20 protein-coding genes are annotated in these 25,390 nt (G+C 46.6%); 5 read left to right on the top strand and 15 right to left on the bottom strand.

Annotated elements, in window-relative coordinates:
- Positions 1-47 precede the first annotated feature (47 nt).
- Positions 48-1,472, top strand: coding sequence for a Si-specific NAD(P)(+) transhydrogenase (gene sthA, locus BUB81_RS20600; RefSeq protein ID WP_073325257.1), 1,425 nt, complete (start codon positions 48-50; stop codon positions 1,470-1,472).
- Between the two features lie 75 nt (positions 1,473-1,547).
- On the opposite strand, the gene BUB81_RS20595 is transcribed toward sthA, so the two are convergent.
- A complete protein-coding gene (locus BUB81_RS20595; RefSeq protein WP_073325237.1) occupies positions 1,548-1,862 on the bottom strand; it encodes a hypothetical protein in 315 nt (104 codons plus the stop codon).
- A gap of 201 nt (positions 1,863-2,063) precedes the next feature.
- Here BUB81_RS20595 and BUB81_RS20590 point away from each other — a divergent pair, with 201 nt between their 5' ends.
- Positions 2,064-2,549 (top strand): uracil-DNA glycosylase family protein, encoded by a 486-nt coding sequence (locus BUB81_RS20590; RefSeq protein WP_245819304.1) that lies wholly within the window; start codon positions 2,064-2,066, stop codon positions 2,547-2,549.
- Between the two features lie 6 nt (positions 2,550-2,555).
- On the opposite strand, the gene BUB81_RS20585 is transcribed toward BUB81_RS20590, so the two are convergent.
- The gene (locus BUB81_RS20585) at positions 2,556-4,796 is read right to left on the bottom strand and encodes a two-component system response regulator (protein WP_073325235.1); all 2,241 of its coding nucleotides are present in this window, start codon (positions 4,794-4,796) and stop codon (positions 2,556-2,558) included.
- 127 nt (positions 4,797-4,923) lie between these two features.
- On the opposite strand from BUB81_RS20585, the gene BUB81_RS20580 reads away from it, so the two are divergent.
- Positions 4,924-5,832, top strand: coding sequence for a TIGR03899 family protein (locus tag BUB81_RS20580; RefSeq protein ID WP_084526775.1), 909 nt, complete (start codon positions 4,924-4,926; stop codon positions 5,830-5,832).
- A gap of 45 nt (positions 5,833-5,877) precedes the next feature.
- On the opposite strand, the gene BUB81_RS20575 is transcribed toward BUB81_RS20580, so the two are convergent.
- The 12 genes from BUB81_RS20575 to BUB81_RS20520 form a co-directional block, all read right to left on the bottom strand.
- Positions 5,878-6,627 (bottom strand): phosphoadenylyl-sulfate reductase, encoded by a 750-nt coding sequence (locus tag BUB81_RS20575; RefSeq protein ID WP_073325234.1) that lies wholly within the window; start codon positions 6,625-6,627, stop codon positions 5,878-5,880.
- A complete protein-coding gene (cysI, locus tag BUB81_RS20570; RefSeq protein WP_073325233.1) occupies positions 6,620-8,332 on the bottom strand; it encodes an assimilatory sulfite reductase (NADPH) hemoprotein subunit in 1,713 nt (570 codons plus the stop codon). The genes BUB81_RS20575 and cysI overlap by 8 nt, the downstream gene beginning before the upstream one ends.
- Positions 8,332-10,164 (bottom strand): assimilatory sulfite reductase (NADPH) flavoprotein subunit, encoded by a 1,833-nt coding sequence (locus tag BUB81_RS20565; protein ID WP_073325232.1) that lies wholly within the window; start codon positions 10,162-10,164, stop codon positions 8,332-8,334. Before BUB81_RS20565 ends, cysI begins: the two co-directional genes overlap by 1 nt.
- 90 nt (positions 10,165-10,254) lie before the next feature.
- Positions 10,255-11,013 carry a TIGR04219 family outer membrane beta-barrel protein gene (locus tag BUB81_RS20560; RefSeq protein ID WP_073325231.1) on the bottom strand — a complete coding sequence of 253 codons (759 nt, stop codon included), beginning with the start codon at positions 11,011-11,013 and terminating at the stop codon, positions 10,255-10,257.
- Positions 11,014-11,016: 3 nt separating this feature from the next.
- The gene (locus tag BUB81_RS20555) at positions 11,017-12,021 is read right to left on the bottom strand and encodes a DUF2333 family protein (protein ID WP_073325230.1); all 1,005 of its coding nucleotides are present in this window, start codon (positions 12,019-12,021) and stop codon (positions 11,017-11,019) included.
- A 145-nt stretch (positions 12,022-12,166) separates the two neighbouring features.
- The gene (locus BUB81_RS20550; protein ID WP_073325229.1) at positions 12,167-12,496 is read right to left on the bottom strand and encodes a hypothetical protein; all 330 of its coding nucleotides are present in this window, start codon (positions 12,494-12,496) and stop codon (positions 12,167-12,169) included.
- Positions 12,496-12,699 carry a PspC domain-containing protein gene (locus BUB81_RS20545; protein WP_073325228.1) on the bottom strand — a complete coding sequence of 68 codons (204 nt, stop codon included), beginning with the start codon at positions 12,697-12,699 and terminating at the stop codon, positions 12,496-12,498. The genes BUB81_RS20550 and BUB81_RS20545 overlap by 1 nt, the downstream gene beginning before the upstream one ends.
- Before the next feature lie 67 nt (positions 12,700-12,766).
- Positions 12,767-13,435 carry a phage shock protein PspA gene (gene pspA / locus BUB81_RS20540; protein ID WP_073325227.1) on the bottom strand — a complete coding sequence of 223 codons (669 nt, stop codon included), beginning with the start codon at positions 13,433-13,435 and terminating at the stop codon, positions 12,767-12,769.
- A gap of 626 nt (positions 13,436-14,061) precedes the next feature.
- Entirely contained in the window at positions 14,062-14,340 is a 279-nt protein-coding gene (locus BUB81_RS20535; RefSeq protein ID WP_073325226.1) for a hypothetical protein, read from the bottom strand.
- A gap of 592 nt (positions 14,341-14,932) precedes the next feature.
- Entirely contained in the window at positions 14,933-15,211 is a 279-nt protein-coding gene (locus tag BUB81_RS20530; RefSeq protein WP_073325225.1) for a hypothetical protein, read from the bottom strand.
- A 190-nt stretch (positions 15,212-15,401) separates the two neighbouring features.
- Positions 15,402-16,448 carry a tRNA dihydrouridine(20/20a) synthase DusA gene (gene dusA / locus BUB81_RS20525; protein ID WP_073325224.1) on the bottom strand — a complete coding sequence of 349 codons (1,047 nt, stop codon included), beginning with the start codon at positions 16,446-16,448 and terminating at the stop codon, positions 15,402-15,404.
- Between the two features lie 133 nt (positions 16,449-16,581).
- On the bottom strand, positions 16,582-18,360 hold the full coding sequence (locus BUB81_RS20520) for a metallophosphoesterase (protein ID WP_073325223.1): 1,779 nt from the start codon (positions 18,358-18,360) through the stop codon (positions 16,582-16,584).
- Between the two features lie 229 nt (positions 18,361-18,589).
- On the opposite strand from BUB81_RS20520, the gene BUB81_RS20515 reads away from it, so the two are divergent.
- Positions 18,590-19,681 carry a Ca2+-dependent phosphoinositide-specific phospholipase C gene (locus BUB81_RS20515; protein WP_073325222.1) on the top strand — a complete coding sequence of 364 codons (1,092 nt, stop codon included), beginning with the start codon at positions 18,590-18,592 and terminating at the stop codon, positions 19,679-19,681.
- Complete coding sequence (locus BUB81_RS20510; protein ID WP_073325221.1) at positions 19,678-22,428, top strand: TonB-dependent receptor; 2,751 nt, start codon at positions 19,678-19,680, stop codon at positions 22,426-22,428. The genes BUB81_RS20515 and BUB81_RS20510 overlap by 4 nt, the downstream gene beginning before the upstream one ends.
- An 84-nt stretch (positions 22,429-22,512) precedes the next feature.
- On the opposite strand, the gene BUB81_RS20505 is transcribed toward BUB81_RS20510, so the two are convergent.
- Positions 22,513-25,266, bottom strand: a complete 2,754-nt coding sequence (locus tag BUB81_RS20505) for a TonB-dependent receptor (RefSeq protein ID WP_175555843.1) — start codon at positions 25,264-25,266, stop codon at positions 22,513-22,515.
- Positions 25,267-25,390: the final 124 nt, after the last annotated feature.

The following is a 25,390-nucleotide window of genomic DNA, read 5'->3' as shown; positions in this document are numbered from 1 at the left end:
AACCATCCGAAATATTCCACAACTTCAGGCAAGTGCAGCGCAAAATCATGACAACGAAGAAGACCGCAAAACCCAAATTTCAGTTTGACGCTATTGTAATTGGTACTGGCCCTGGGGGCGAAGGGACGGCAATGCAGCTTGCTAAAGCTGGAAAACGCGTTGCCGTTATCGAGAAATACGATGCGGTTGGCGGCGGTTGTACCCATTGGGGAACAATACCGTCAAAAGCACTCCGACATTCAGTTAGCCGTCTTATTGAGTACAACTCAACACCGCTGTTTGCCGATAACCACGTTTCGCGGAACCTGACCTTCTCTGACATTATGCAACACGCCAGTGGCGTGATCAGAAAGCAAACTCGTCTACGCTCGTCGTTTTACGACAGAAACCGCGTAACACTGATCCACGGTGAAGCCAGTTTTATTGATCAGCATACTGTTGAGATCTTACGCGCTGATAATTCAAAAGAAATTATTACCGGCGAGAAAATCGCTATTGCAACAGGCTCACGCCCTTATTGCCCCAAAGATATCGACTTTTCTCACCCACGCATCTACAACTCAGACACCATATTAAATCTGGATCATGAACCGCAAACCATCATTATTTATGGTGCAGGGGTTATCGGTACAGAATACGCATCAATTTTTCGCGGTCTTGGCGTGAAGGTTGACCTGGTTAACATGCGTGATCGGCTGCTGTCATTTCTTGACGCAGAAATTTCTGATGCGCTTAGCTACCATCTGTGGAACAACGGCGTTGTAATTCGCCATACCGAATCGTATAGCTCGGTAGAAGGGCGCGATGACAGCGTGATCCTGAACCTGGAATCAGGCAAACGGATGCGGGCAGACTGTTTGTTGTTCGCAAACGGCAGAACCGGTAATACAGATATGCTTAACCTCAAGAATGTTGGCTTAAAAGCGGATTCTCGAGGCCAGTTGAAAGTGAACAGCAACTACCAGACCGAGGTTGAAAACATTTATGCAGTGGGTGATGTTATAGGGTATCCAAGCCTTGCTTCTGCTGCCTATAACCAAGGGCGATTTGCTGCTGAAGCGATGTTAAGCGGCAATGCGAATGCCCATCTGGTAGATGACATCCCTACTGGTATCTACACGATTCCGGAAATTAGTTCAGTGGGTAAAACCGAACAAGAACTGACACAAATGAAAGTGCCTTATGAAGTTGGCCGAGCTCAGTTTAAACACCTTGCAAGAGCACAAATTGCTTCTACACAGGTTGGTAGCTTAAAAATTCTATTTCATCGGGAAACCAAAGAAGTACTCGGTATTCACTGCTTTGGTGAGCGTGCCTCTGAGATTGTTCACATTGGGCAGGCAATTATGCAACAAGATGGCGGCGGTAATACCATAGAGTACTTCGTCAATACCACATTTAACTACCCGACTATGGCCGAAGCATATCGGGTTGCGGCGTTGAATGGACTCAATCGGGTATTTTCAGACTAAGTCCGCTACCTCTTTTCACCAGAAACAAAAAACCGGAGCTTAACTCCGGTTTTTTGTTTAATATGCTTTAAGCGATTAGCGATTAGGCTGTGCTAGGTTATTTTTTACTAGCAATGCATCTCGGTGAGCGACGATATCAATTGTCATTTTTTTAGCGTCAAACGTCATTGTGGCAATGGCGTATTCAGCCGAGTTTGCGTTGGCTACCTCAACGATAGATTGTTGAGCGGCTTTGAAATGCATGTTGTTACTAATTGTATCAACCATGCAGCTGCTGTTAATTTCAAACGTTTTGGCATCCATGCATGCAAAAGCTTTATCGTTACCCGCGTTTGCCTGCGCCGTGAAAGCACTTGCCGCCAGCACAGAAGCTACTAAAAATTTACGCATGGGACTTCTCCAATAATTAACGATATGTTAATACTACTGCATTGCTGACGATTTTTCAATCGAAGAACATAGTTTTGTTACAGCTTTATGACAAGCAACACGAATAATAAAATATACTCAGGTACATTCCAGCATACGCTGGAAAATATACGTCACTGCAGCTTGTGCCAATCATCACTCCCTCTTCCAGCCAGACCGGTTGTGCAACTTCACCCTCACGCCAGGATCTTAATTATTGGTCAGGCCCCGGGTCTGTTAGCCCACAACAGTCATACTCCGTGGAATGATCCCAGCGGGGACAGACTGCGGGGCTGGCTGAATGTAAGTCGCAGTCAATTTTATGACCCCACATTATTTGCAATTATGCCAATGGGCTTTTGCTATCCTGGAAAGAAAAACGGAGGGGATGCACCGCCCAGTCCGGCATGTGCACCAGCGTGGCATAACCGAATATGGCAATTGATTCAGCCTGACCTTACTATTCTGGTCGGCAGTTATGCACAGAAGTACTATTTGCCAACCTATTCGACGCTCACTCAAGCGGTCAATGCCCACCTAGGTGACGAGAGCATGTTTGTATTGCCTCACCCGTCAGGCAGAAACAACCGGTGGTTAAAGCAGAATGAAGCGGCGCTTAACAATCAGCTCAGCGCCATCAGAAATAAATTACACGCTTATTTGAAATAGCGGACACTAACCGTTATTCGCGTCATGCTCCGCCAAAAACGCAATCAGTTCGTTAAACGGCATGGGTTTGCCAAACAAGTAACCTTGCGCCTCGTCACAGCCCAACTTAATCATGTGATTGGCTTGTTCACGCTTTTCTATTCCTTCAGCAATGGTAACGAGTCCGAGCTTATTACCCAGCGTCACAATGGTCTCGGCGATCAGGGCGGATTCACCCACACCAATATCCTTAACGAAAGAACGGTCCACTTTTAAACGATGCAAAGGAAGCTTTTGTAAATAACTCATAGACGAAAAGCCTGTGCCAAAGTCATCGATAGCAATGGTGACACCAAACTCTTTTAAGTCAGTGAGTGCATCAATAACAATTTGTGGCTCATCCATTACCACGCTTTCGGTAATTTCCAGCTCCAACAGGCTGGGTGGCAAATTGTACTCAGTCAGTAAACGCTTCACTTTATTGACGAATTCCGGGTCGCGGAATTGCGGAATAGACACGTTCACCGCGACACGCAAATGTGGGTAGCCCAGCTTTTTAAGTTCTTGCAAACGGCGGCAGGACTCTTCCAGTACCCAATGACCAATATCAACAATCAGCCCGGAATACTCAGCTAATGGCACAAACTCCGCCGGTGAAATATAGCCACCGTTGCCATCAGGCCAACGCAACAACCCTTCCATGCCGATCACTTTTTCACTTGCCAACTCAATTTGCGGCTGACTCCACAGTTCGAGTTTGCGATTAGCAAAGTCAGATCGCAGACGTCGAATAAGGTGTAGACGCCAGGTAGTCTGCTCTTCAATCTCAGGCGCAAAATACTCGTAATTGGTATTGGGGACCTTTTTAGCCCGATTCAGTGCAATGTTAGTACGCTTCAACAAATCAACGCCCAACACTTTATTCTTGTCATCCAACTCACACAGGCCAATCGTTACATTAAGCGGCATGGTATGGTCATCTGCGGTAAACGGCTGTTGAAAGGCGGCATTGATTTTATCGGGAGTAACCACATTTGCCGGACCTAGCAGGCCAAATACGTCCGCGGCGATACGCCCCTTCTGTACATCGGCACCAAAGCTCTCATTTAATCGATTTGCTACGGCTTTGAGTAGTTCATTACCGGTTTCCTGGCCAAGCCCGTCGTTGATGTCGGAAAACTGATTAACGTCAACCAAGGCTGCACACATCTGGGTGTCTTGGTTTACCTTGGAATGTGTGTCCAGAATCTTGATAAATTCATTGCGGTTGGGCAATCGGGTAAGCCAATCGCGAAATGCCGCATTGCGAAGTTCGTGAAACAGATAAACGTTTTCATAGCCTACAGAAATGCTGGTTAAGAAAACTTCCAGCAATTGTCGATCTAAGTCACTGATATCATGTGACAGATTCAAATACACCGCGGCTTCGAAACCGGAACTGTTGAGATACAAAATCGACACACCTTCCCCGAAGATATGCTCTTTTTGACGCAAGCAACGCGATACACTGTCAACAATCAATTCGTTGTGCAGTTCTTCGATGCGTTCGTTTATATAAGGCGCATAGTCACCTGCTGCGCCCAATACATACACGCCATCGTCGTCTCTGTCTAACACGGATCCGGCTCTGGCACACACAATGCCCTCTGCTTCCAGGCCAATCAGCGAACTGATTTGCGTGACAATCCCCTCGCAAAAGCCCTTAATAGAATGTTCTTCCAGCAAATTGGCGGATGAGTGAATAATTTTCTGCAAGCCTAACCGGCTTTGGTTAATGGTAAGAATTTGCTGATAAGACCGAATTGAAGAGATGACTGTCGTGAGCAACTTTGCCCGCGTCAGTTCGGTTTTCATCTTATAGTCATTGATGTCGTAGGTTTTGATGATTTGCTCTTCGGGAGCAAAACCCGGCTGCCCGGTACGTAAAATGATACGCGGCTCATGCAGCTTAAGGGTCTCACGCAGATACTCAACGACGGTTAACCCCGCGTCGTCAGTTTCCATAACAACATCGAGCAACAGTATTGCCACATCGCGCCCGTGTTCATCCAGGACTTCTTTTGCCTGCTTACCCGAGTTTGCATGCAAAAAATTGAGAGTTCGATCATGTACAACCAAGCCAGACAACGCGAGCTTTGTGACAGTGTGAATTTCTTCATCATCATCAACAATCAGAATATTCCACTGGCGCTTATTTTTATCATCGAGCTCCTGATGACTATCTTCATCGAGGAAAACCAGCTCGTCGTTATCGTATTCCGCTGACATCAGTACTTTGGTATCTCATACATATTAATCACATCCTACCGCTTAAAAGCCAATTTGCAAAGCAATCTCGCTATACACTAAAGTAATACACAAGTACGTATCTTCGCCACTTTTAGTGCTCAAATAGATGAAAATACCTTCAAATGCGCCACCTCATCTCGCCGGAGGTATAACGACGCAAAAGCCAGGCGTTAAGACCGACCCAACATCGGGTCGTAAAAAGGCCGGGACTCAGCAAAGCGGCGCGTCCGGTACCGTAATGCAGCAGCGTATTAGCTATTGGTTTGCGCAAATAGGCGTCACACCCCACGCCGTCGATTTCAGGGGTTTCGAACCACAGGAATTGGCTAATTTCAGACGATTGAAAGAACAAAACCGGTTAAATAACTTAAAGAGTATTATGACAATTGCCATGGGCGTGTCTTACTCAGAAAGTTCTACAGAACAAATTGATCCCGACTGGTTTCACGCCTTTACTGCTATGGCGGAAAATATCTATGCTGCTGAAATGCAGGAGTTGTGGGGAAAAATCCTTGCCGTTGAGGTGCAACGACCAGGTAGCTTTTCGCTCAGAACGCTGGAAACACTGACTAAACTGACTCAGCGAGATGCCGAACTTTTCAGCCGGGCCTGCCAATTAGCCTGCCGACGGAATCAGGATCCTACACCTGTCATCATAACCGGGTATCACGTTAAAGCCGGACTGCTGAGCTTGCTGTCTCCTGCGTCGAATGGCGCAGTGCAATTATCTCAACATGGCCTGACCTACACCGACATACTGGCCCTGAGCAACATGAAGTTGTTGTATGCAACAGAGGTCGAAACCGGACTATTACCAAAAGGAACGTCGCAGTTACTTAAGTTTTCGAAAACGCAGCTACAGCTGACGCCTAAACATGCCAGTCTGTGGTTAACGTATTATCGCTTTACGTCGGTAGGTGCAGAACTTGCGAAATTAATACCACGCAATGAATCAGCGAACTTGCTGGCTGACGTGCAGCAACTGTTTCGCCGCTACTTCACGGTGACAAGTTAAGACAGGTTAGGGCCTGTTGACAGGAAGAAGAAAAGGCAGTGACGGCTAAATGCCGTCACCGAATTCATGAAGGCCGCACTCACGTTTCAACCCAAAGAAACGGGTATCCTGTTCGCTCATACCTTCCTGAAGGGATTGCGTTGTGTGCCAGTCGCCAATCGATACATACCCCTGCTCCCAAAGCGGATGGTAAGACAAGCCATTGTCTTTGAGGTAGTAATGTAAGTCTTTGTTAGACCAATCGATTATCGGATACAGTTTGAACTGCTTTCCGACTTTTTGTAACACAGGCAAACGCTGACGCGTGTCAGCCTGACTACGGCGTAGACCAGCAAACCAAGTACCTACGTTGAGCTCCTTCAACGCGCGCTGCATGGGCTCAACCTTATTCATTTTGTTGTACTGCTCAATGCCCTCAATGCCTTTTTCCCACAAGCGGCCGAAACGCGCTTCTTGCCAGGCAGGAGAGATGTCTGAGCTGTACACTTTTAAGTTCAGGTTGAGTTTTTCAACCAGTTCATCAACAAACTGATAAGTTTCCGGAAACAAATAGCCTGTATCGGTTAGCACTACCGGAATATCAGGTCTGGCCTGGGTCAACAAATGCAACATCACCGCTGATTGTGCGCCAAAGCTCGACGACACAATTTGCTCACCAGGCAGGTTGGCCATGGCCCAACGTACCCGGCTGGCCGCATCCATTTGCTCCAGTTCCTGATTGATTTCAGCCAGCTCAGACTCGGAAATGTCGAGGCTGAGTGGCTGACTAATCTGGCTTAGTTCGTGATTAGTCATAAAAATCCTGAGCGGAATTTACCACGGGTTTAATGATGTCTGCGCGTACCACGTAATCACCAAACGCTTCGCCAGTCTGACGATTTGCTGCCCACTGGCCTAACAGGTCATCCAGAATGTCCAGAATTTCCTGCTCGGTGATGTTCTCCTTATACATGCGAGGAATACGCGTACCTTCACGGTTACCACCAAGGTGCAGGTTATAGCGACCAGGCCCTTTACCAACAAGGCCCACTTCCGCCAACATCGCACGACCACAGCCATTCGGACAGCCGGTAACACGGAAGATAACACTGTCATCGCTCAGACCATGCTTGGCCATTAACGTATCAAGTTGGTCTACAGCACCTGGCAGGAATCGTTCAGCTTCGGCCATCGCCAACGGACAGGTCGGCAAGGCAACACACGCCATTGAATCCATGCGCTGAGGGGTAACATCAGGCTGAATCAGGCCATGTTCGCGGGCCAATGCCTCGATCGCGTCTTTCTGGTCCGCCGGTACACCCGCAATGATCAGGTTCTGATTAGCGGTCATTCGCATATCGCCCTGGTGAATCTTCGCGATTTCACGACAACCGGTTTTCAGGGTTTTGCCCGGATAATCCAGGATTCGGCCGTTTTCGATAAACAGGGTTAAATGGAACTTACCGTCGATACCTTCAACCCAGCCAATACGGTCACCACGGCTGGTAAATTCGTAAGCACGGCTTGGCGCAAATTCAACACCCGCACGCTGTTCAACTTCTTTACGGAAGTTATCTACGCCAACGCGTTCAAGGGTGTACTTGGTTTTCGCATTTTTACGATTTACACGGTTACCCCAGTCACGCTGCGTAGTTACAACTGCTTCAGCAACAGCCAGCGTGTGCTCCAGAGGGATAAAACCAAAGTCATCAGCTTTGCGCGGATAGGTAGATTTATCGCCGTGCGTCATGGCCAAACCGCCACCAACGAGCACGTTAAAACCTACCAGTTCACCGTTTTCAGCAATGGCTACAAAGTTCAGATCGTTTGCGTGCACGTCCACATCGTTTTGCGGCGGGATCACAACCGTTGTCTTAAACTTACGTGGCAAGTAGTTGTCACCCAGAATAGGCTCTTGATCTGTGGTTTCCAAACGCTCGCCATCTAACCAGATTTCGGCATAAGCGCGGGTTTTAGGAAGTAAGTGCTCACTGATCTTACGCGCCCAGTCATAAGCCTGCTGATGTACCTGTGATTCAACAGGGTTTGACGTACACAACACATTTCGGTTTACGTCACCCGCGGTAGCAATAGAATCAATACCGGCTTTGTTCAGTGTCTGGTGCATCAATTTAATGTTTGGCTTCAATACACCGTGAAACTGGAATGTCTGACGCGTGGTTAAACGAATACTGCCATACATGGTGTGTTCTTCGGCGAACTTGTCGATAACCAGCCATTGCTCAGGTGTAATAATGCCACCTGGTAAACGGGCACGCAGCATGACATTATGCAGCGGTTCCAGTTTTTGTTTGTTACGTTCTGCGCGAATGTCACGGTCGTCCTGTTGGTACATACCGTGGAAGCGGATCAGCTGAAAGTTATCGGCGGTAAAACCACCGGTTAACGGGTCTTTCAGATCGGCTTCAATGGTTCCGCGCAAATGACGGCTTTGGGCTTTCAAACGCTCGTTGTCAGCCAGCTTGCCTTCTACAATATAAGGAGACTTAGAATCACTCATTAATAGACATCCTTCTGATATCGTTTTGCTTTACGCAGAGCCAGCAAGTACGCTTTGGCTTCCGAGTCGTCTTTGTTACCGTGGGTTTTAATGATGTCCAGCAAGGCGTTTTCTACGTCTTTTGCCATGCGGTTTGCATCACCACACACATACACGTGTGCCCCTTCTTCCAGCCATGCAAATACATCTTTGCCTTCTTCCAGCAAACGATCCTGCACGTAAATTTTCTCAGCCTGGTCGCGAGAGAAAGCCAGGCTAATGCGGCTTAACAAGCCACTTTTCACATAGGCCTGCCATTCCAGCTGATACAGGAAATCCTGCGTAAAGTTGGGGTTACCAAAGAACAACCAATTCTTGCCTTCTGCGCCCTGGGCATCGCGTTCCTGCATAAATGAACGGAACGGCGCAATACCGGTACCCGGTCCAATCATGATCACGGGCGTATCCGGGTTCGCTGGTAAGCGGAAGTTGTCGTTAGGCTCTACGAATACTTCTACTTCACCGCCTTCCTCAAGACGTTCGCAAAGGTAACCAGACGCACCACCCTGATGACGCTTACCAAACGCGTCGTAATCAACGTGTGCAATGGTTAGGTGAACTTCGTCTTCTACTTCAGACTGGCTCGAAGCAATAGAATACAAACGTGGTGTAATTGGACGACATGCGTTTACAAAAGTTTGTGCCGCAACCGCTGCAGGATAATCGCGAACGATGTCAGCAATTTGTCGGTCTGCCAGATATTCACGCAACGCCGCTTTGTCTTCCAGTAATTTAGCCAGCGCTTCTGAGCCTGTGGCTTCCTGATACGCCTTTACAAATCCCGGGTAGCTTAGTGTTAACTCCAATTTACTGATTAACGCCTCAGCCAGTGTCAACGACTGTCCGTCGACTTCCACAGTTTCGTCAGCATTGGCTTCAATTAAACCGATCAGCTCTTCTACTAACGCAGTGTCGTTTTTGAACCATACACCCAGCGCATCACCCGCCTGGTACTGAATACCAGAGTCTTCCAGGCTGATTTCGATGTGGCGAATATCTTTCACCGAGTCACGACCAGTAATTTTCTGTGACGTCAGCAAAGTCGCAGTAAAAGGTGCTTTTTTGGTGTAAGTTTGCGCAGCAGCGACCGCTTGTACCGCACTACCTTGTTGCATAGCTACTGCTGCACCGGCTTGTGCCGTAAAGTCACTTTTTAGCGACTCAATAAACTTCTCGCACCAGGCTTGCGCTTCGCTTTCATAATCAACGTCGCAGTCCACACGAGGTACGACTGCTGTGGCGCCAAGCTTTGCTAAACGCTCATCGAAATCTTTACCTGTCTGGCAGAAGAACTCGTAGCTGGAATCACCCAACGACAATACCGAGTATTTCAGATTGGCATTCTTAGGCGCTTTTTTGCTGCCGAGGAATTCGTGCAGTTCAATAGCGTCATCGGGCGGCTCACCCTCACCGTGGGTACTGGCAACAATCGCCACGTGGGTTTCAGCTTTGATTTGACGTGGCTTGTAATCAGCCATGCTTAGCAATTTGCTGGTGTAACCTGCCGCTTCCGCTTTGGCTTGCAAAGATTGCGCAATGCCTTTGGCATTACCCGTTTGCGAACCATACAGAATAGTCAGAACCGGTGCATCACCTGCAGTTTCTGCGCTGGCAACGGCACCTGCCGATTGCGGCAACGCTTGACCAGATGCAGCCAAACCGGCCAGATAGCCACTTACCCAGCTAAGCTGCTGTGCGTTTAACCCGGCAATAGCCTGCGTAATGGCATTCCATTGCGGCTCACTGATAATCGGCCCGGGTGCGCCGTTTGTTTGATTAGAATTTGCTGACATAACTCATTAGCCTTATTTGCATGCTACAAGGCTAATGAGTTTTACTGATAACTGGAAAGAATAAAATTAGCTTTTTTATTACTGAATGGACTAGAAGTGAATTTCCAGTCCGGCAAACACACCGTCGTAGCCTAAATCGGCGTATACATCGTCAAGATCTTCGATATCAACAGTGATATCGCGATAGCCAACTTGTAGTGTCATATCGATTGCCAGGTTCTCTACAAATGAATAGGTTAATGCAACCTGGAAGTCGCTCACCTTGTGGTCGTCAAACGACAAGTAGCTACCTTCGGCATACGCAGACAAACCGGTAAATGGCAGACCAACCTGCACACGGCTGTAGGCCATTGGAATAATACCCTTGAATGCCGTTTCACCACTTTCGCCACTGTCGGCATCTTCTACATACAAAGTGCCATCAATGTATTTACCGTTTACACCAATATCGAAGCTCACTAAATCATTGTCGAAAATCTCGTAGTACAAGATAAAGTCAGTGGTATCAATGTTCGTTTCGGTCAGCAACGTCGTATTTTCTTCATACGTATTACCGTCAAAGTCGAACGACGCCTGTAGATCGGTGTTCCCTTTGCTGTCCAGACTGGTGTAGTTGACTTTTACGTTCGGTACCAGCGGCACGAAATGTTCAAAAGCGACATAAAAAGACGTGTTAGTCTCATCGTCAAAATTAAATGTAGCACTCCCTGTCGAGCTTTCAGAAAAACCGCCCGTAGTGGAAGTATTCCAACCCTGAGCCCCGGCATAAATACCCAGCAACATATCTGCTTTGGCAACAGGCGCTAAAAACAGGCTTCCCATTACGGCCGCTAATACACGTTTTTTCATCGTTTATCCTTGATTGAGTAATTCAGACAACTCAATTATGGCTGCATTTGCACGAGAAATATAGTTCGCCATAACTAACGAGTGATTAGCTAACATACCAAAGCCGCTGCCATTGAGGATCATGGGGCTCCAAATTGTCTGCTGCGTTGCCTCTAACTCTCTGATTATCTGGCGTAAACTAACTAACGCATTCTTCTTTTCAAGCACGTCGGCAAAATCCACTTCTACCGCTTTTAACAGGTGTAAAAGTGCCCATGTTGCACCACGCGCTTCATAAAATACGTCATCCAACTGCCACCAGCTGGTTTTATTTTGTAATGCACTGGGACGCGGTGTAGAGTTTGATGCCGCTGAGTCGCCGGCCAAATCAGTATTCACCCGTTCACTGCCAACACTGGCACTCAGGCGTTGCGACATACTGCCCAAACGCTTTTCAACCTGCTTTAACCATTCTCGTAAATTATCGGCACGGGTATAAAACTGGCTGTCGCCCTGGGCAGGGTCTGCCAATTCATTTCGATAGTCGGCTAAAAACTCAATGGCTTCTTGATATTGCGATTCTGCAGAAGGAAACAGCCAACTGCGGCTGTCGATATTGAACTTAGGCTGGGCTTTGATTAACTGTGGGTTTTCCAGTGATTGTGACTGAGAACGACTGAAATCCTTGCGCATCGACAGCGCCATGTCACGTACCATTTCCAGCGCGCCGAATTCCCAGCTTGGCATATTGTCCAGTAATACTGACGGTGGTGTAACGTCATTCGACAAATAGCCACCCGGTTTATCCATCAGGGTTTCTGCAACGGTAATTAAGGTAGCGGTAACAGTGTAGCCGGGCACATCTTCAGGCACACTACCGGCGGTTGTTGAGCTCAGTTGCGCTTTTGCATTTGCCCTGACATCGAACGTTGAAGGTTCGAAACTCCAATACACACCAATTAACCAGAAAACAACAATGAGGATGCCTGCGGTTAAACCTACGGACTTTGCATTGAGATACTGTTTCATAAAAATCCTTATTTGCTGCCGAAAAGTCAAAGAGGCAGAAACTGCCTCTTTTTTCAGAATATGCCGACTATGCTATTGCGTAACGCGTTCAATGTAAATCGCTTCGCGTTAATCACAGTTTTACAGCAATTCGCGTATTTTAGACTTAGTGAGCCACCGAATTTTTATTCCGGCCAACCAACATTACCACACCAATGATAAGTAACACTGGCCAAAACACACTCACGCCAGCAAACAGCAGACCAATTAGCGTAGCGACAATCGCAACACCAACCGCAGCTGCGACACTAATTGCAACAATGAAACCGACTACCACTAATAAAACGCAAACACCTGCCATCACTATCCACTCCAATGAACCACTCAATAAGTCATCTCCCATCATGATGTGTAGGTCAAAGAACTCTTCGCCAATACCGCCCAGAGCCTGACTCAACAACACCGCAATGAGTATTGCGATAATCAGATTTTTCATTACGACCTCCGGGGCAACAATACAACGGCTGCAATGTAAGCCGGCAACGTGATCATAGGTACGAACACTAGTCCCAGCGCGGCGCCTGCACGAACCCATACCGGGTCTACTTTGAAGTAACGTGCAACACCTGCGCACACACCTGATATAACGGCGCGGCTTAAATCCCGGGTAACTCTGTCGTTGTCATAAATCGTTTTCATGGCTTACATCCTCAGTGAATAGGTCAGGGTTGTGGCCCGGCACCTTGCCGGGCCTGATATCTGCTGCTTAAGCGACTTTTTTCGCTTTCAGCTCGGCTAATGCCTTATCGATATCGTCATCTTTCTTCAGCGCGTCAATTTCGGCCTGAAGTGAGCGTTTTGGCTCTGATGCAGTTAGGTCATAGGCATCTACTTTTGCTTCCAGCTCGTCCACGCGTTGCTCATAGTGTTCGAACTTGGCCATGACGCCTTCCATTTTGTCGCTGTGTGAAGCTTGCTTGGCCTGCATACGAACAACAGCTGACTCGCGACGCATTACCAGAGATTTTTGCTTTGCTTTGGCTTCGCTTAACTTCTCATTCAAACGGGCCGTATCGTCTTGTACAGAACCCAGGATTTCGTCTAATCGGGTCAGTTGCTCTTCCAAAGCCGCCTTCTTCGCTTCGATACTTTGTTTCTCGACCAGCGCAGCGCGGGCCAAATCATCTTTACCTTTACTCACTGCAAGCTCGGCGTTTTCCTGCCAGTGTTGCGCTTGCTTCTCAAGCGCCTCGACCTGACGGTTGAGCGTTTTTTGCTCTGCCAGGTGTTTTGCTGCCAGGCTGCGAATTTCAACCAGTGTTTCCTGCATCTCCTGAATGATCAGGCGAATCATCTTTTCAGGGTCTTCAGCCTTGTCCAGTAGTGCGTTGATGTTAGATTGGATGATGTCATTGATTCTTGTGAACATTCCCATGGTGTAGCCTCCAGTTTGATTCAATTCAAAATTACTTGATACTTGCTATAGGGATTACAATTCACGTGCCAACTTTTAACCTATTGTTTTTATTGAAAATTATTGATTCCCGATGTTCTAGCCGTTCCGTTTCATGCTGAATCGTTAAACAGATTAGTCAAATTGACCAAGCTATTAGCGATATTCACCAACGTATAAATTCGGCAGCTATTAATGAGAATTTGTGTGAGCTCACTCAGCGTAAACATGCGTAGCCAAAATTGATTTTGACCCAGCGCGTTCAGCTAATGGGTGCAAAGTGATATGCCTTCACGCAGCCGGGTTCTGGTTGGGATCCAGCAAAAACAGAGGTTAAAGAATGTGGGTGATCGAAGAGTACTGACAGGGAAGTTAACGAAGCAGCTTGCGGTTTCCGCACATAAAAAAACAGGTAACGTTTGACGGTTACCTGTACCTTCGGGAGAGTCCCAGATTGCCTGCATGTTTTGCAAAATGCGGCTTAATTTTTTGTTTTACCGTTGTTATCAGCGACAGCGCAAAAGCAAAGACACTGAAACTCACTACCGGCAAAAACAATACATAGCTGATGAGTAAGGGCTGAGCGTACATCATGCTTACCTTGGTACTTATTCGTCAGCCGTGTTGCTTTCTTTCACTTCTTCTACTTTTGCCAGGTCTTGCACAGACACAGAGCCTACCGGAGCGTCAGACAGTGACAAATGGTAAGTCACGTTTGCGATGTTTTGTTGAACGCTGTTTGAAATCTCTGCCTGTGTTGTACTGACTGCGCTTGAAATCAGGCTACCCATTAAACGTTGCAGGGCTGATTCATTAGCGTTTGCCTGAGCACTCATAGTTAAGCCTAAAGCGATAACTGAAGTCACAACGATTGATTTAAGTTTCATGATAATTTCCTTTTCAATAATAAATAAAAGATTAAGTTGCTTACGCTATAACTGATTGCGAAAGCTGTGCCAGCTTTGAAAAAACTCATAAACAACTGTTTTTATTGCGTTTTATTGAATTTTAAATTTTCTAGGACGTATTCCTCTAAACTAAACAAATCAACGAGTAGTGAAATTAACCACTCGATTGGTTAATTTAACCACAGCTAAAAATCAACGTGCCAGGCTCGCCACGGCGCTGCTGGGACTATTATGTAAAACCAGGCTAAAAACGTTGGAACAGGTTTGGGAATGCAATGGATAAACAGCGAATGGACTATGTGCAGAAGTGTGAAATCAGATAGGGAGGTTTAAAGCAATGAGAGCTAAATCTACAACGTTGTTAGGGCTACAAACAAAAACAGGTAACGTTTTTACGGTTACCTGTGCCTTCGAATCTGTCTTAATTTGCTGGTGAAGTGCGGTTTTATCTTTTGCTTCACGGTATTTACCAATGAGAGCAAAAACGCAAAGATACTAAATATCAACACCGGCAGAAACAGTACATAACTGATCAGTAATGGCTGTGCGTACATCATGCGCATACCAACCATTACTCTGCAGTGTTCTTGTCTTCCTCGCTCACCTCGTTAGAGGCAATTTCCTGTACCGACACTTTACCTACTGGCATGTCATTCAGTGACAAGTGGTAAGTAGTATTGGCAATGTTTTGCTGAACTTCCAGTGCAATCTCAGCCTGCGTAGCAGTGACTGCGTTTGAAATTAAGCTTCCCATTAAACGCTGTACCGCAGATTCTTCAGCATTTGCCTGAGCACTTACAGCAAGACCTAACGCAACAACAGCTGTCATAACAATTGATTTAACTTTCATGGTGGTTTCCTCTTCGTTTAGTTGAACAATGTCTATGTTGCCAACTTAATAGCGAAACCTGTGCCAGATCGTCTTTAAAATTTAACCGATTGTTTTAACTAGTTAATTTAGATCCCGTACCGAACCACCCAGACTGTACAAAAATCACACGATCCATTTTTTAGCAAATTAGACCAACCTTGTGGTTAAATTAACCAACAGAGGACGATTGATAGTCGTTAGCCCGTTGCGCAGTTTCTTTCATTGCTGCTAAGGCGTTCGTGAGCAGCTGGGGATCAGGCTGTTTGCCAGTGCCATTTTGACTCAGGTAACGGCGCCATACTCGTCCACCGGGCTGGCCCTGGAATAAACCGAGCATATGACGCACTGCGTGCCAAGGCTTGAAGTAAGGAGCGTCCTGGCGATCAATATACGACTGCATCGCCGCAACAATCTCCTCCCGGGTCAATACCGGCGTATCGTCCTGATAATAACGCTTGTCTACTTCAGCTAAAATATAGGGATTTGCGTAAACTTCACGACCAATCATTACGCCATCAACATGTTGCAGATGCTCGTCAGTTTGTGCCAGTGTTGTGATTCCGCCGTTAATGTCGATGGTGAGTTCCGGATGAGACTGTTTGAGCTGATACACGCGCGGGTAGTTTAGCGGCGGAATGTCACGATTCTCTTTAGGACTTAATCCCTGCAGCCAGGCTTTGCGCGCGTGCACAATAAACGTATCGCAACCGGCATTGGCAACCACATCAATAAAGCGGCTGAAGTCCTCGTATTCGTCCATGTCGTCTATACCGATGCGACACTTAACCGTAACCGGAATATCCACTGCCTTTTGCATGGCGCTAACACAGTCGGCAACCACCTCCGGTTGTGCCATTAAACACGCACCAAAACTGCCATTTTTAACACGATCAGACGGACAACCAACGTTGATATTCACTTCGTCATAGCCGTAAGCCTGTGCTTTTTCAGCACAGCGGGCCATGTCGTCAGGGTTACTGCCGCCCAATTGGACGGCAACAGGATGTTCTTCGTTGTTAAAGCCGAGATAATCGCCTTTGCCAAAGATGATGGCACCGGTTGTCACCATTTCAGTGTAGAGCAATGTATGACGAGATATTAATCGCAGAAAATAGCGGCAATGGCGGTCAGTCCAATCCAGCATGGGGGCGACAGAAATACACCGGTTAATGGCTTGCCTGCCGATATTTTCCTTACTTTTCTCAACTTCAGACACTGCGTTTATCTCTCATATCTCAGGTTAACTTACAAGACGCAAACTGACACCAGCGGGCACAGTTAAATGCGGGGCGCGAATACTAGCACATTTACCTGGCGCACGACATGGTCAAAAAGCAGGCAATATGTCGCTACACCCCAGTAACATGAATGTGAGTAGGATCCTGTCTTTGGTTAGCGATCGCGAGCAGTTTTAGTAGTTGTTTTATCTGAAGTTGCATACCAGACATTGAATTCGTCGTGTTCTCTAACCTTGTCCCTAAACGTTCATAAAGCGCCTCACGCCCCTTTAAATCAACAAATCGTCCTGCATTCCGTATCCGATAATAATCATAGGCGAGTGTCATTGCCGGCATTTCCAGTGTTTTTTTATCTGCTATGTCGATGGATACTTCCCCGAATAAAAGCGTAATAACATCAGCGATTGAATGCTCAGAAATGTATTTTGCCAAAGGTTTCGGCCATTCTTTACCAACAAAGCGATGATGAACAACACCTCGTAAATGCGCATCGGTAAACATCAGGTAATCATCCGCTTCAAGTATGTCGGGCCACCAAGCTGAATCTGTGCTTATCCTAAGTTGCTCCCGTTCCTTCCTGTATATTGGAAACAGGCTGTTGAACCCCGGAACTGAAGACTGAATAACAGTATCGACATCAGCAGAGTTGTCGCTGTTCAGGGTAACCAATGAATAACCCGGCACCCACGCTGCTAGAGACGGAACCTGAACATTTACCAGCCCTGTTGCGGATCCGGGCGTATGGGTGTCATATAAATGCATATGTCCGGCCATGTGAAGACGCAAACCCGTTTGCGCCAGCGCAGCTGTCGTCTCCGGCGTTGGCATTCGTTTCAACTGCATACTCGTTTCGCCGAATAAAGTCACCAGTTCATTTTTGGTGTCATCGTAGAAATCAGCCATGGGAAAGTGACTGAAAGAAACCAACCGTTTACCCTTTCGACGAGCTCGTTCAACGACACTTTTTATCCACTTTATAAGTTCAGGTTTGTAGACCATTAAGGCGTTATAGCCTGCATTTCCTGAGCCTTTGAATTTTCGGTCTGAAAGTTTCCCAACAGGTTCATAAACATTGGCATCTATAGCCAATAGCCATATGTCTTTTTGTGGCTCTACCACGTAACTCATATCGGGCATAAAAACACACGCGTCGTCGCTGTCGTTCTCACACCACTGCCACCCTCTTTTATCCAGATCAGTTGTGCCAAAAGGCGTTTCATAATACTGATCTTCGGATGAGGGAGAGAATCCATGTTGAATCAGTGTGCGAGCAATTTCTCTATACCCCCACTCGCGAAACGCATCAGAACATTGCCAGGCAGTATTACTAATACACTTTGGATGGTCATTACTGGCTACAACGACCTCTTTACCGTGCTTGTCGAGAAAATCTACTTTACCACCTGGCCGGGTGAAAGGCCTGACAGGATCGTGATTACCGTTAATAGCAAAAAAGCGCATACCGTATCGAGTGTGATACTCATCAAGTAAATTGGCCAACGCTTCAATATTTGCGGGCTGACCGTCATCCGAGAAATCACCGGGGAGTGCGACTAACTCAATCCCCTTGTTAGCAAGCTCATCCAGGATCGCTCTAAGGACGAAATAATTTTCGTTAAACAGCCTGGTAGAGTGCAATTGCGCCTGCATACTGCGGATCAACACTGGCGACCCATTTGCAAGACGAGGTAGATCCGACGTATCCAGCTTTTTTGCACTGGCAACGACATCATGTAAATGGATATCAGCCAGAAAAGCGATTGTTGTTTTTGGCTGTTCTTCAATCCCCCCACTTAGTTCATGTTGCGGCTCTGCATTATCAATAGCGCAGCCAGTCAAAACAAAATACGAAATTGCCACATACAAAGTTCGAATCAAAATGCGTCCCATTTCTCATGCCCCAGATCACCAATAAAGCACTATCAGATACCCAAAAAGTACCTGCCCAACTAACATTGACTTAGGTATTCCAAAAACGGGGACAGCTGTCGCTGTATGTAATAAAAATTTAATCTCAAATATGACAATTTCATTAAAATTAATGATTTAGCAATATATACCTGTCCCCGAATTGGTATTCCGCTCCTCTTCCTCGCACATGACCTGTGAGGAGGTATTCATGCAAATTCCGACAATTCTGCTTTTTACTTTGAGCTTTGTTCACACTGTTAGTGCTGCAAGTTTGAATGACTATCAGTGGATTGGATCTCATAACAGCTACAAAAAAGCATTACCCGAATCGGTTTATCAGTATTTAGTAGGTTTGGATAAACATGCGGCAACTCAGCTGAACTACGGTCACATTTCTCTCGAGGCTCAGCTTGACTCAGGTCTTCGTCAACTCGAAATTGACGTTGTGAATGACGTACATGGAAACCGGTACAGTCATCCCGAGCTCGCCGTTCGTTTTGGTGAAAACTGGTTAAATGACCAGGAAATCGAACAGCTTTCAAAGCCAGGATTCAAAGTACTTCATATTCCGCACGTCGACATGAAGTCCCACTGTTTCGACTTAACGCGCTGCCTTTCCAAACTTGTTCGATGGTCCGATGACCACCCTAAGCACTTTCCCATTGTTGTCATAATGAATGCGAAAGAAAGCCAACCGTCATTTATTAAGCGCCCGGCGCCCTGCCCATTCACAGCGCAGACTTTTAACGACCTGGACAAGGTTATCCGTGAACAGATGAAAGATAAACTCATTACACCAGACGCAATCAGGGGCAGCAGAGGAACTTTGCGAGAAGCAATAGTCAATGCAGGCTGGCCGGACGTGTCGGTCTTGCGAGGAAAGTTTCTGTTTCTATTCGACGGCAACAAATCGCAGACCAAGCGTTTTATGCAAGGCCATGCCGGACTCGCTGGCCGCGCAATGTTCACGTCGTTGCCTGCAGACGACTCTGGCGCAGCCATCATGATTGTGAACGATCCTGTCATCAACCACGGCGAAATTCTTCAATTGGTGTCTGATGGATTTTTGGTACGTACCCGAGCAGATGCTGATTTTTCAGCCTCCAGACAGGAAAAAAGCAAACAAAGAAAGGCCGCGTTCAGCAGTGGCGCTCAAATAATTTCTACCGATTTTTATCCCGGTTCTCCCCAGGCTTTGCGAGACAAATACGAAGTCAGTTTTGCCAAAGGGGCAGTACTGCGCACAAACCCTTTTTTTACTAAATCCCAAACTCAACATTTAACTCAGGAAAAACGATGAAAGCTCCATTCAAAAAACACGCACTGGCTGCTTCGGTAATCAGTGTACTGGGCAGTGTCTCAGGTATCACTCTCGCACAAGAACAAGCAGGTGAAGAGATTATAGAAAAAATCGAAGTGTCCGGCTTCCGAAGCTCTCTGATTAAAGCGAAAGACTTAAAAAAGGACGCATTAGGCTCTCAGGACACAATACTCGCAGAAGATATTGCCGATTTCCCCAGTTTGAATCTGGCCGAATCCTTACAGCGGGTTCCGGGTGTTACCATCACGCGTGAAGCTGGTGAGGGACGTCAAATATCACTTAGAGGCCTCAACGCAGACTTTACCCAGGTCCAACTCAATGGCATGGAAGCACTGGGTACATCATCTTCTCCAATGGACAGTCGCGGCACTACCAACAACTCGAGGTCATTCGATTTTAATATCTTTGCCTCTGAATTGTTCAATCAAATCGATGTGAAGAAGTCATATTCTGCCGATATGGATGAAGGTGGTATAGGCGGAACAGTTGGGCTACATACCGCCAAGCCATTTGACTATGACGGATTTAAAGGGGCAATCAATGCTCAGGCCGGTCAGAACTCGAATACTGACGATACCAGTCCACGTATTGCCGCTTTGGTCTCAAACACCTGGGATACGTTTGGCGCCCTTTTTTCCATCGCCTATAGCAACCGGGATACCAGTGAACAAGGTTACAATACTTATCGTTGGCGACCTCGAGATGCACAAGGCTCAGATATTTCGGCCTTGTCAGAAGACGATCAAGCCGCCGTAAACAGCGGTAAACTGCGCTTCTCTCGGGGTAGCCGTTATTCGCTTTTCAACAGCGACCAAACCCGCATTGGTGCGACCGTTGCGTTACAGTATCGACCGTCTACCGAGCTGTCTTTTGGTTTGGATGCCCTGTATGGCAAACTTGAAAACGATCGGGCTGAATTCCATCTACAGAGCCGTGGCTCAAGCTCCACAGCTTTAGGATGCACAGGGCCCGACTATGATGAGGGGGCTCGCTACTATTGCTCTGCGCTTACCAACATTGAATACAATCAGAATAATGAAGTGATTTTTTCTGAATGGAGTAATACCGCATTGCATTCAGAAAGCCGTGATCAATCCGCTGAAACTGAAATTACCCAATTGGTATTTAATTCTGACTGGACTATTAGTGCAGATCTCGCAGTGTCAGCACTTGTCGGTCATATGAAAAGTGAGTATGAAGATAATAGCGCCAAGGTATATCTTGAATCATTTGCCAATATGACGATAGATTATCGCCCCGACCGCTTCTACGGTAAAAACACCTACATTGACGGCTATGACCCAACAGATATCAATGCATTCCGGTACCATGAAATCGATTTGTTGGAAAACTATGTAGAAAACAGTTTTGATGTAGCCAAAATTGACGCCGACCTATTCCTGAATGAGGACAGCAGTATTAAGTTCGGATTGTCGTACAAGCAATTCAAACATACCGACAATTATCTGCAAACCGATAACCTGATTCGTAGCGCTTGGCAGTCAGGCGACGTTGACGATGTCATTGATGCTGCAAACGTTTACGTTAACAACAGTCATGAACGCCAGTCCTGGCTGAGCACTGATGTCAATGCAGTGTTGTCTGATTTCAATATTGATCGCAATGGCACGATGAGCCGCACGCCTAACAATGTAGAAGAAGAAACCAAAGCTGCCTATGCACTCTATGATCTCGACATGATGTTAGGTGAAACGACTCTCCGAGCGAATATTGGCATTCGTTACTATGAAACAGACATATCTTCTACCGGACTGGTGAATGACACCAACTACGTCACGATAAACAGTAACTATGATGGCTTTCTGCCATCAATGAATGTTGCCTGGTATGCGAACGATAACCTGGTACTTCGCGCCAGCGCAGGAAAAAACCTGACCCGTCCGACGCTGAACAATCTGGCAGTAGGCGGTAGCATTAATACCGATCCTCTGGCTGGTTCAAGTGGCTTATCAATTAGCTCGGGCAACCCGTCACTGCAACCATTCGAAACACTGAACGTTGAAGCAGGCATCGAATACTACTTCGATGATGTCGGGTATGCTTCACTGTCTTATTTCCAAAAGAATATAGATAACTTTATCGCCACCGTTACTATACCAACGCCTTATGGTGAAACCGGCTATCCTTCTGCTTTGATTGAAGGTGCGGTAGACGAAAACGGCGACCCACAATCAGTCAGCACGCTGTATAACGTCTCTCAGCCACAAAACCTGGAAGACAGTGACTTTAATGGCTGGGAAGCAGCTTTCCAAAGAGATTTTGATTTTCTTCCCGCTCCCTTTGATAAGCTTGGAACGATAGCCAATTACACCTACGCCGATGGTGAGTCAGTCCACAATATTCTGGTAGACGGGCAGGCAGTTCAGGTTTCGCGACCATTTTATGGGTTATCTAAAAACACGTACAACTTAACTGTTTACTATGAGACTGACAGTTGGGGCGCGCGCGTATCTGCAGCGCATCGGGATGAGTACCTGACTCAGGTTGAAACATCAAGTAGTGACCAGGATGAAGCAGGTTTTCACGGCACAACGTATTGGGATTTTTCAGCGTTTTATAACATCAATGAGAAGCTCAAGGTTAGCCTTGAAGGCATAAACCTCAGCGATGAACGCGAAGAACAATATTCAGACTCAGATAACCGCTTATACAATACAACGCTTAGCGGTCGTACTTTTTATCTGGGTGTGACTTACTCACTGTAACCAGATTACGCACGCGTTAAAGGGTCTTATTTAAGGCCCTTATCTCAATAACAACGAGTTCCCACCGGCAATAAACAAATTCAGCTAGTATCGATAAGTTATCCCAACATAGTAATCTCTTCCACTTACAGCGGTATTGTAGGGGCGATGGGCTGAATCTGAATATTGAATTTCTCGCTGATTTGTCAGGTTTGTTGCCTCAAACCGCACTTCCCATTTATCGCCTATATGCCAGGCCACTACCGCATCCACATACATACTGTCTTCAAAACCTGTTTCATCTTCGTCCTGAAGTGTTCGGCTGTCCACGCGCGCAACATAGTCATCCCGATAGGTCACTGACAGCCTTACACTCAGGTCGTAACTTTCCCAATATGTAGTCAGATTCGCGAGCCAGGGAGATAAAAAGGGCAACCCTTTAACCGATAATAGTTCACCAGTGTCGGTATTGTAGTATCGTACTTTACCCCGTGTATAACTCACAATTCCAACAACACCAAAGTGATTTTGCGGATTCCCAGGCCAGGTCATGTCAATTTCTGCACTGGTTTCAATACCGTACAACCAGGACTGCTCTGCGTTTTTTGCACTCACCAGAGTGACTTCACCTGCATCTGGAAGAGATATACTTCCATTGTAAGCAGCTAGTTCAGAAACAGGCTTAGTTTCGTTGACATAAACAATGTAGTCGTCAAGAAACTTCGAAAATGCATTAATAGCGAATCGATTATTGTCAGATGCATATTCTTCCCACGCTATGTCCAGATTGTAAGCACTGTAAGGCCTGAGTTTTTCATTGTAACCATAGAGAATATTCTGTTCTTCGTCGTACCGGACGCTGGTGGTAAGATCGTCCAACTGCGGTCGCCCCAATGTTCTGCTCAAGGCTAACCGCAGCATGCTTTCCGCCGATATTGAATATCGAAGATTAAGAGCCGGAAGCCAATGTGTTCGGCTCAAGTAGCGATGCAATTCAGGCTCGGTATCTGATGCACTTACGGCTATGTTTTCGTGCTCAATTCTCAAGCTGGGATTCACCTTCCAGTTACCTGAACCTAGAGTTAAAGACGAAAACAGGCCCAACCTATGCTCGTTAATTTCATCCCGCTCTGCTCTCTGCTCAGCCCGCATAGCAACATCGGATTCCTTTAAGGCGCCTATATTGTTTGGCAACCCAAATGCATTAAACACGGCACTGGTGTCTAACGTCAGCCAACTCAGTCTCGGGTGCGAGTTTAGTGGACGACTCAATTCAATTGGTACAGTGCTCTTCAAGCTCCCTTTTTCCCAGTCATTCATTAACAGGTCCTGTATGTCAAACAGATCTGTCTGGTTGTTGAAAGACACCCAATCAACGCCTACCTTCCATTCTCTACTGACATCTTCTGCGTATGAAACTACGTAACGCGCATTGAAGAACGCTGTGGTCGCAAAATAACTCTCGGCATCCAGTTCTTTCATTCGCCAAAAATCAGCCTGAGTAAGATCCGCCTTGTAATTAATGTTGGCAAAACGTGAGTATTTTCCGCGGTAATCTACTGAAATATCAGTAGCGCCCTGCATGTAAGCCTTGTTACTTTGAGGCATATCGTAACGCGCTTGCTCCCAGCCAATAACGCCTTTACCTTTTAACGTCGGTCCCCACTGGTTAGTCAGATTTATTACCCATTGATTGTAATTGGTCGCCACCTGCTGATAACGGCTTTCCGTGCCCACTTGCCCGTTTAAATAGTCGGCATAAACAAGTTCATTTTTTTCATTAACAACAGCATCAACAACCCGCGTTTCATTTTCGATGACCGGAGTGGAACGATAGCCCCTTGGGTAGAGATGATATTCGAATCGCTCCCCACTCAGCCTGCCATAAAGCCAATCTAGCGAAACATGAGCAAAGTCAGATTTATATTCAATTGAAGCGCCAATGCCTGTGCGATCCATGTCGCTTTGCCAAACCGAATAGCGATTTCCCCGAGGAACGAAAAGCTCGCCATTCTGCCACTGTTCTGCAATGTTGGCGCTCAGTGCTGATATATCAGCGCCATCCGGTCTGATTTGTCGCCAGCGGAAGGTATTCGCCCCCATTTCCTGATAGTCGCGCGTCCCATAGACTACAGAAAATAGCGCGCCCCAGTGTCCACGAGTATTCGACACCATGGCAGATATTCGCTTGGACAAAGAGTTTACAAACTGATTATTCCCTCCCTGGGCAGACACATTCCAATGTAGTCCTGGATGATCAAAAGGATGGGCGGTTGAAAGTGCAACAATACCTGCCATGCCGCCAGTGGGAAGCTCTGCATCGTAGGTTTTTAACACCTGAATTTCACTAAACAGATCGGTAGCAAATAAATTCAGGTCGAATGAGCGATCTCTTTGCTTTTGCAGACGACTGTCCATAGGTGAATCATTGTTAGCGAGCACTGTCATGCCGTTTAGCATCACCAATGTAAAATCCGGACTCAGCCCCCGCAGCATTATTTGCCGCCCTTCACCAGCCTCACGGGTAATTGACATCCCTGGGATGCGTTGCATGGATTCGGCGAGATTACGATCGGGATAGCTTGCTAAATCACTTGAAACGATGACATCAGAAATAACATCATTACGACGCTTTTGTTCACGAGATGCCCCCAAAGATGCCCGAAGCCCTGTTACCGAAACTTCTTCGATTGGTGTTTGCGATACCGTATTTTCTACACGTCCGACAATGACACCATTGCTGGTAATTCGATACTGTAAATCGGTAGGCTTCAGTAATATTTCTAGCGCCTGGGAGAGCGTATATTCACCACTAAGAGCTGGTGCGGTGACGGCGTTGTATTCGGCACTCTCTGTCATAACAGACTGCCCAAAACGCACTGACAATTCACGTAAGCTTTCGCCCAGACTTTGGACTCGAGTATAGATGCGCTTAACGGGTTGCTTATCGTTCGAAGATCCATTGGCATGTGGTGCCACTATG

Origin of the sequence: Marisediminitalea aggregata (genome assembly GCF_900129565.1) — a bacterium.
Classification (GTDB): Bacteria; Pseudomonadota; Gammaproteobacteria; order Enterobacterales; family Alteromonadaceae; genus Alteromonas; species Alteromonas aggregata.
This window is presented reverse-complemented; position numbering and strand designations above follow the sequence as displayed.

Bases quoted from the DNA above. Each gene is read 5' to 3' on its own strand.
- BUB81_RS20585 (WP_073325235.1), bottom strand. From the start codon at position 4,796: ATGTCAGCGGAATACGATAACGACGAGCTGGTTTTCCTCGATGAAGAT.
- BUB81_RS20550 (WP_073325229.1), bottom strand. From the start codon at position 12,496: ATGAAAAATCTGATTATCGCAATACTCATTGCGGTGTTGTTGAGTCAG.
- BUB81_RS20505 (WP_175555843.1), bottom strand. From the start codon at position 25,266: ATGACAGAGAGTGCCGAATACAACGCCGTCACCGCACCAGCTCTTAGT.
- BUB81_RS20515 (WP_073325222.1), top strand. From the start codon at position 18,590: ATGCAAATTCCGACAATTCTGCTTTTTACTTTGAGCTTTGTTCACACT.
- BUB81_RS20595 (WP_073325237.1), bottom strand. From the start codon at position 1,862: ATGCGTAAATTTTTAGTAGCTTCTGTGCTGGCGGCAAGTGCTTTCACG.
- pspA (WP_073325227.1), bottom strand. From the start codon at position 13,435: ATGGGAATGTTCACAAGAATCAATGACATCATCCAATCTAACATCAAC.
- BUB81_RS20535 (WP_073325226.1), bottom strand. From the start codon at position 14,340: ATGAAACTTAAATCAATCGTTGTGACTTCAGTTATCGCTTTAGGCTTA.
- BUB81_RS20545 (WP_073325228.1), bottom strand. From the start codon at position 12,699: ATGAAAACGATTTATGACAACGACAGAGTTACCCGGGATTTAAGCCGC.
- BUB81_RS20530 (WP_073325225.1), bottom strand. From the start codon at position 15,211: ATGAAAGTTAAATCAATTGTTATGACAGCTGTTGTTGCGTTAGGTCTT.
- BUB81_RS20565 (WP_073325232.1), bottom strand. From the start codon at position 10,164: ATGTCAGCAAATTCTAATCAAACAAACGGCGCACCCGGGCCGATTATC.
- BUB81_RS20510 (WP_073325221.1), top strand. From the start codon at position 19,678: ATGAAAGCTCCATTCAAAAAACACGCACTGGCTGCTTCGGTAATCAGT.
- BUB81_RS20560 (WP_073325231.1), bottom strand. From the start codon at position 11,013: ATGAAAAAACGTGTATTAGCGGCCGTAATGGGAAGCCTGTTTTTAGCG.
- BUB81_RS20555 (WP_073325230.1), bottom strand. From the start codon at position 12,021: ATGAAACAGTATCTCAATGCAAAGTCCGTAGGTTTAACCGCAGGCATC.
- BUB81_RS20580 (WP_084526775.1), top strand. From the start codon at position 4,924: ATGAAAATACCTTCAAATGCGCCACCTCATCTCGCCGGAGGTATAACG.
- cysI (WP_073325233.1), bottom strand. From the start codon at position 8,332: ATGAGTGATTCTAAGTCTCCTTATATTGTAGAAGGCAAGCTGGCTGAC.
- sthA (WP_073325257.1), top strand. From the start codon at position 48: ATGACAACGAAGAAGACCGCAAAACCCAAATTTCAGTTTGACGCTATT.
- BUB81_RS20520 (WP_073325223.1), bottom strand. From the start codon at position 18,360: ATGGGACGCATTTTGATTCGAACTTTGTATGTGGCAATTTCGTATTTT.
- BUB81_RS20575 (WP_073325234.1), bottom strand. From the start codon at position 6,627: ATGACTAATCACGAACTAAGCCAGATTAGTCAGCCACTCAGCCTCGAC.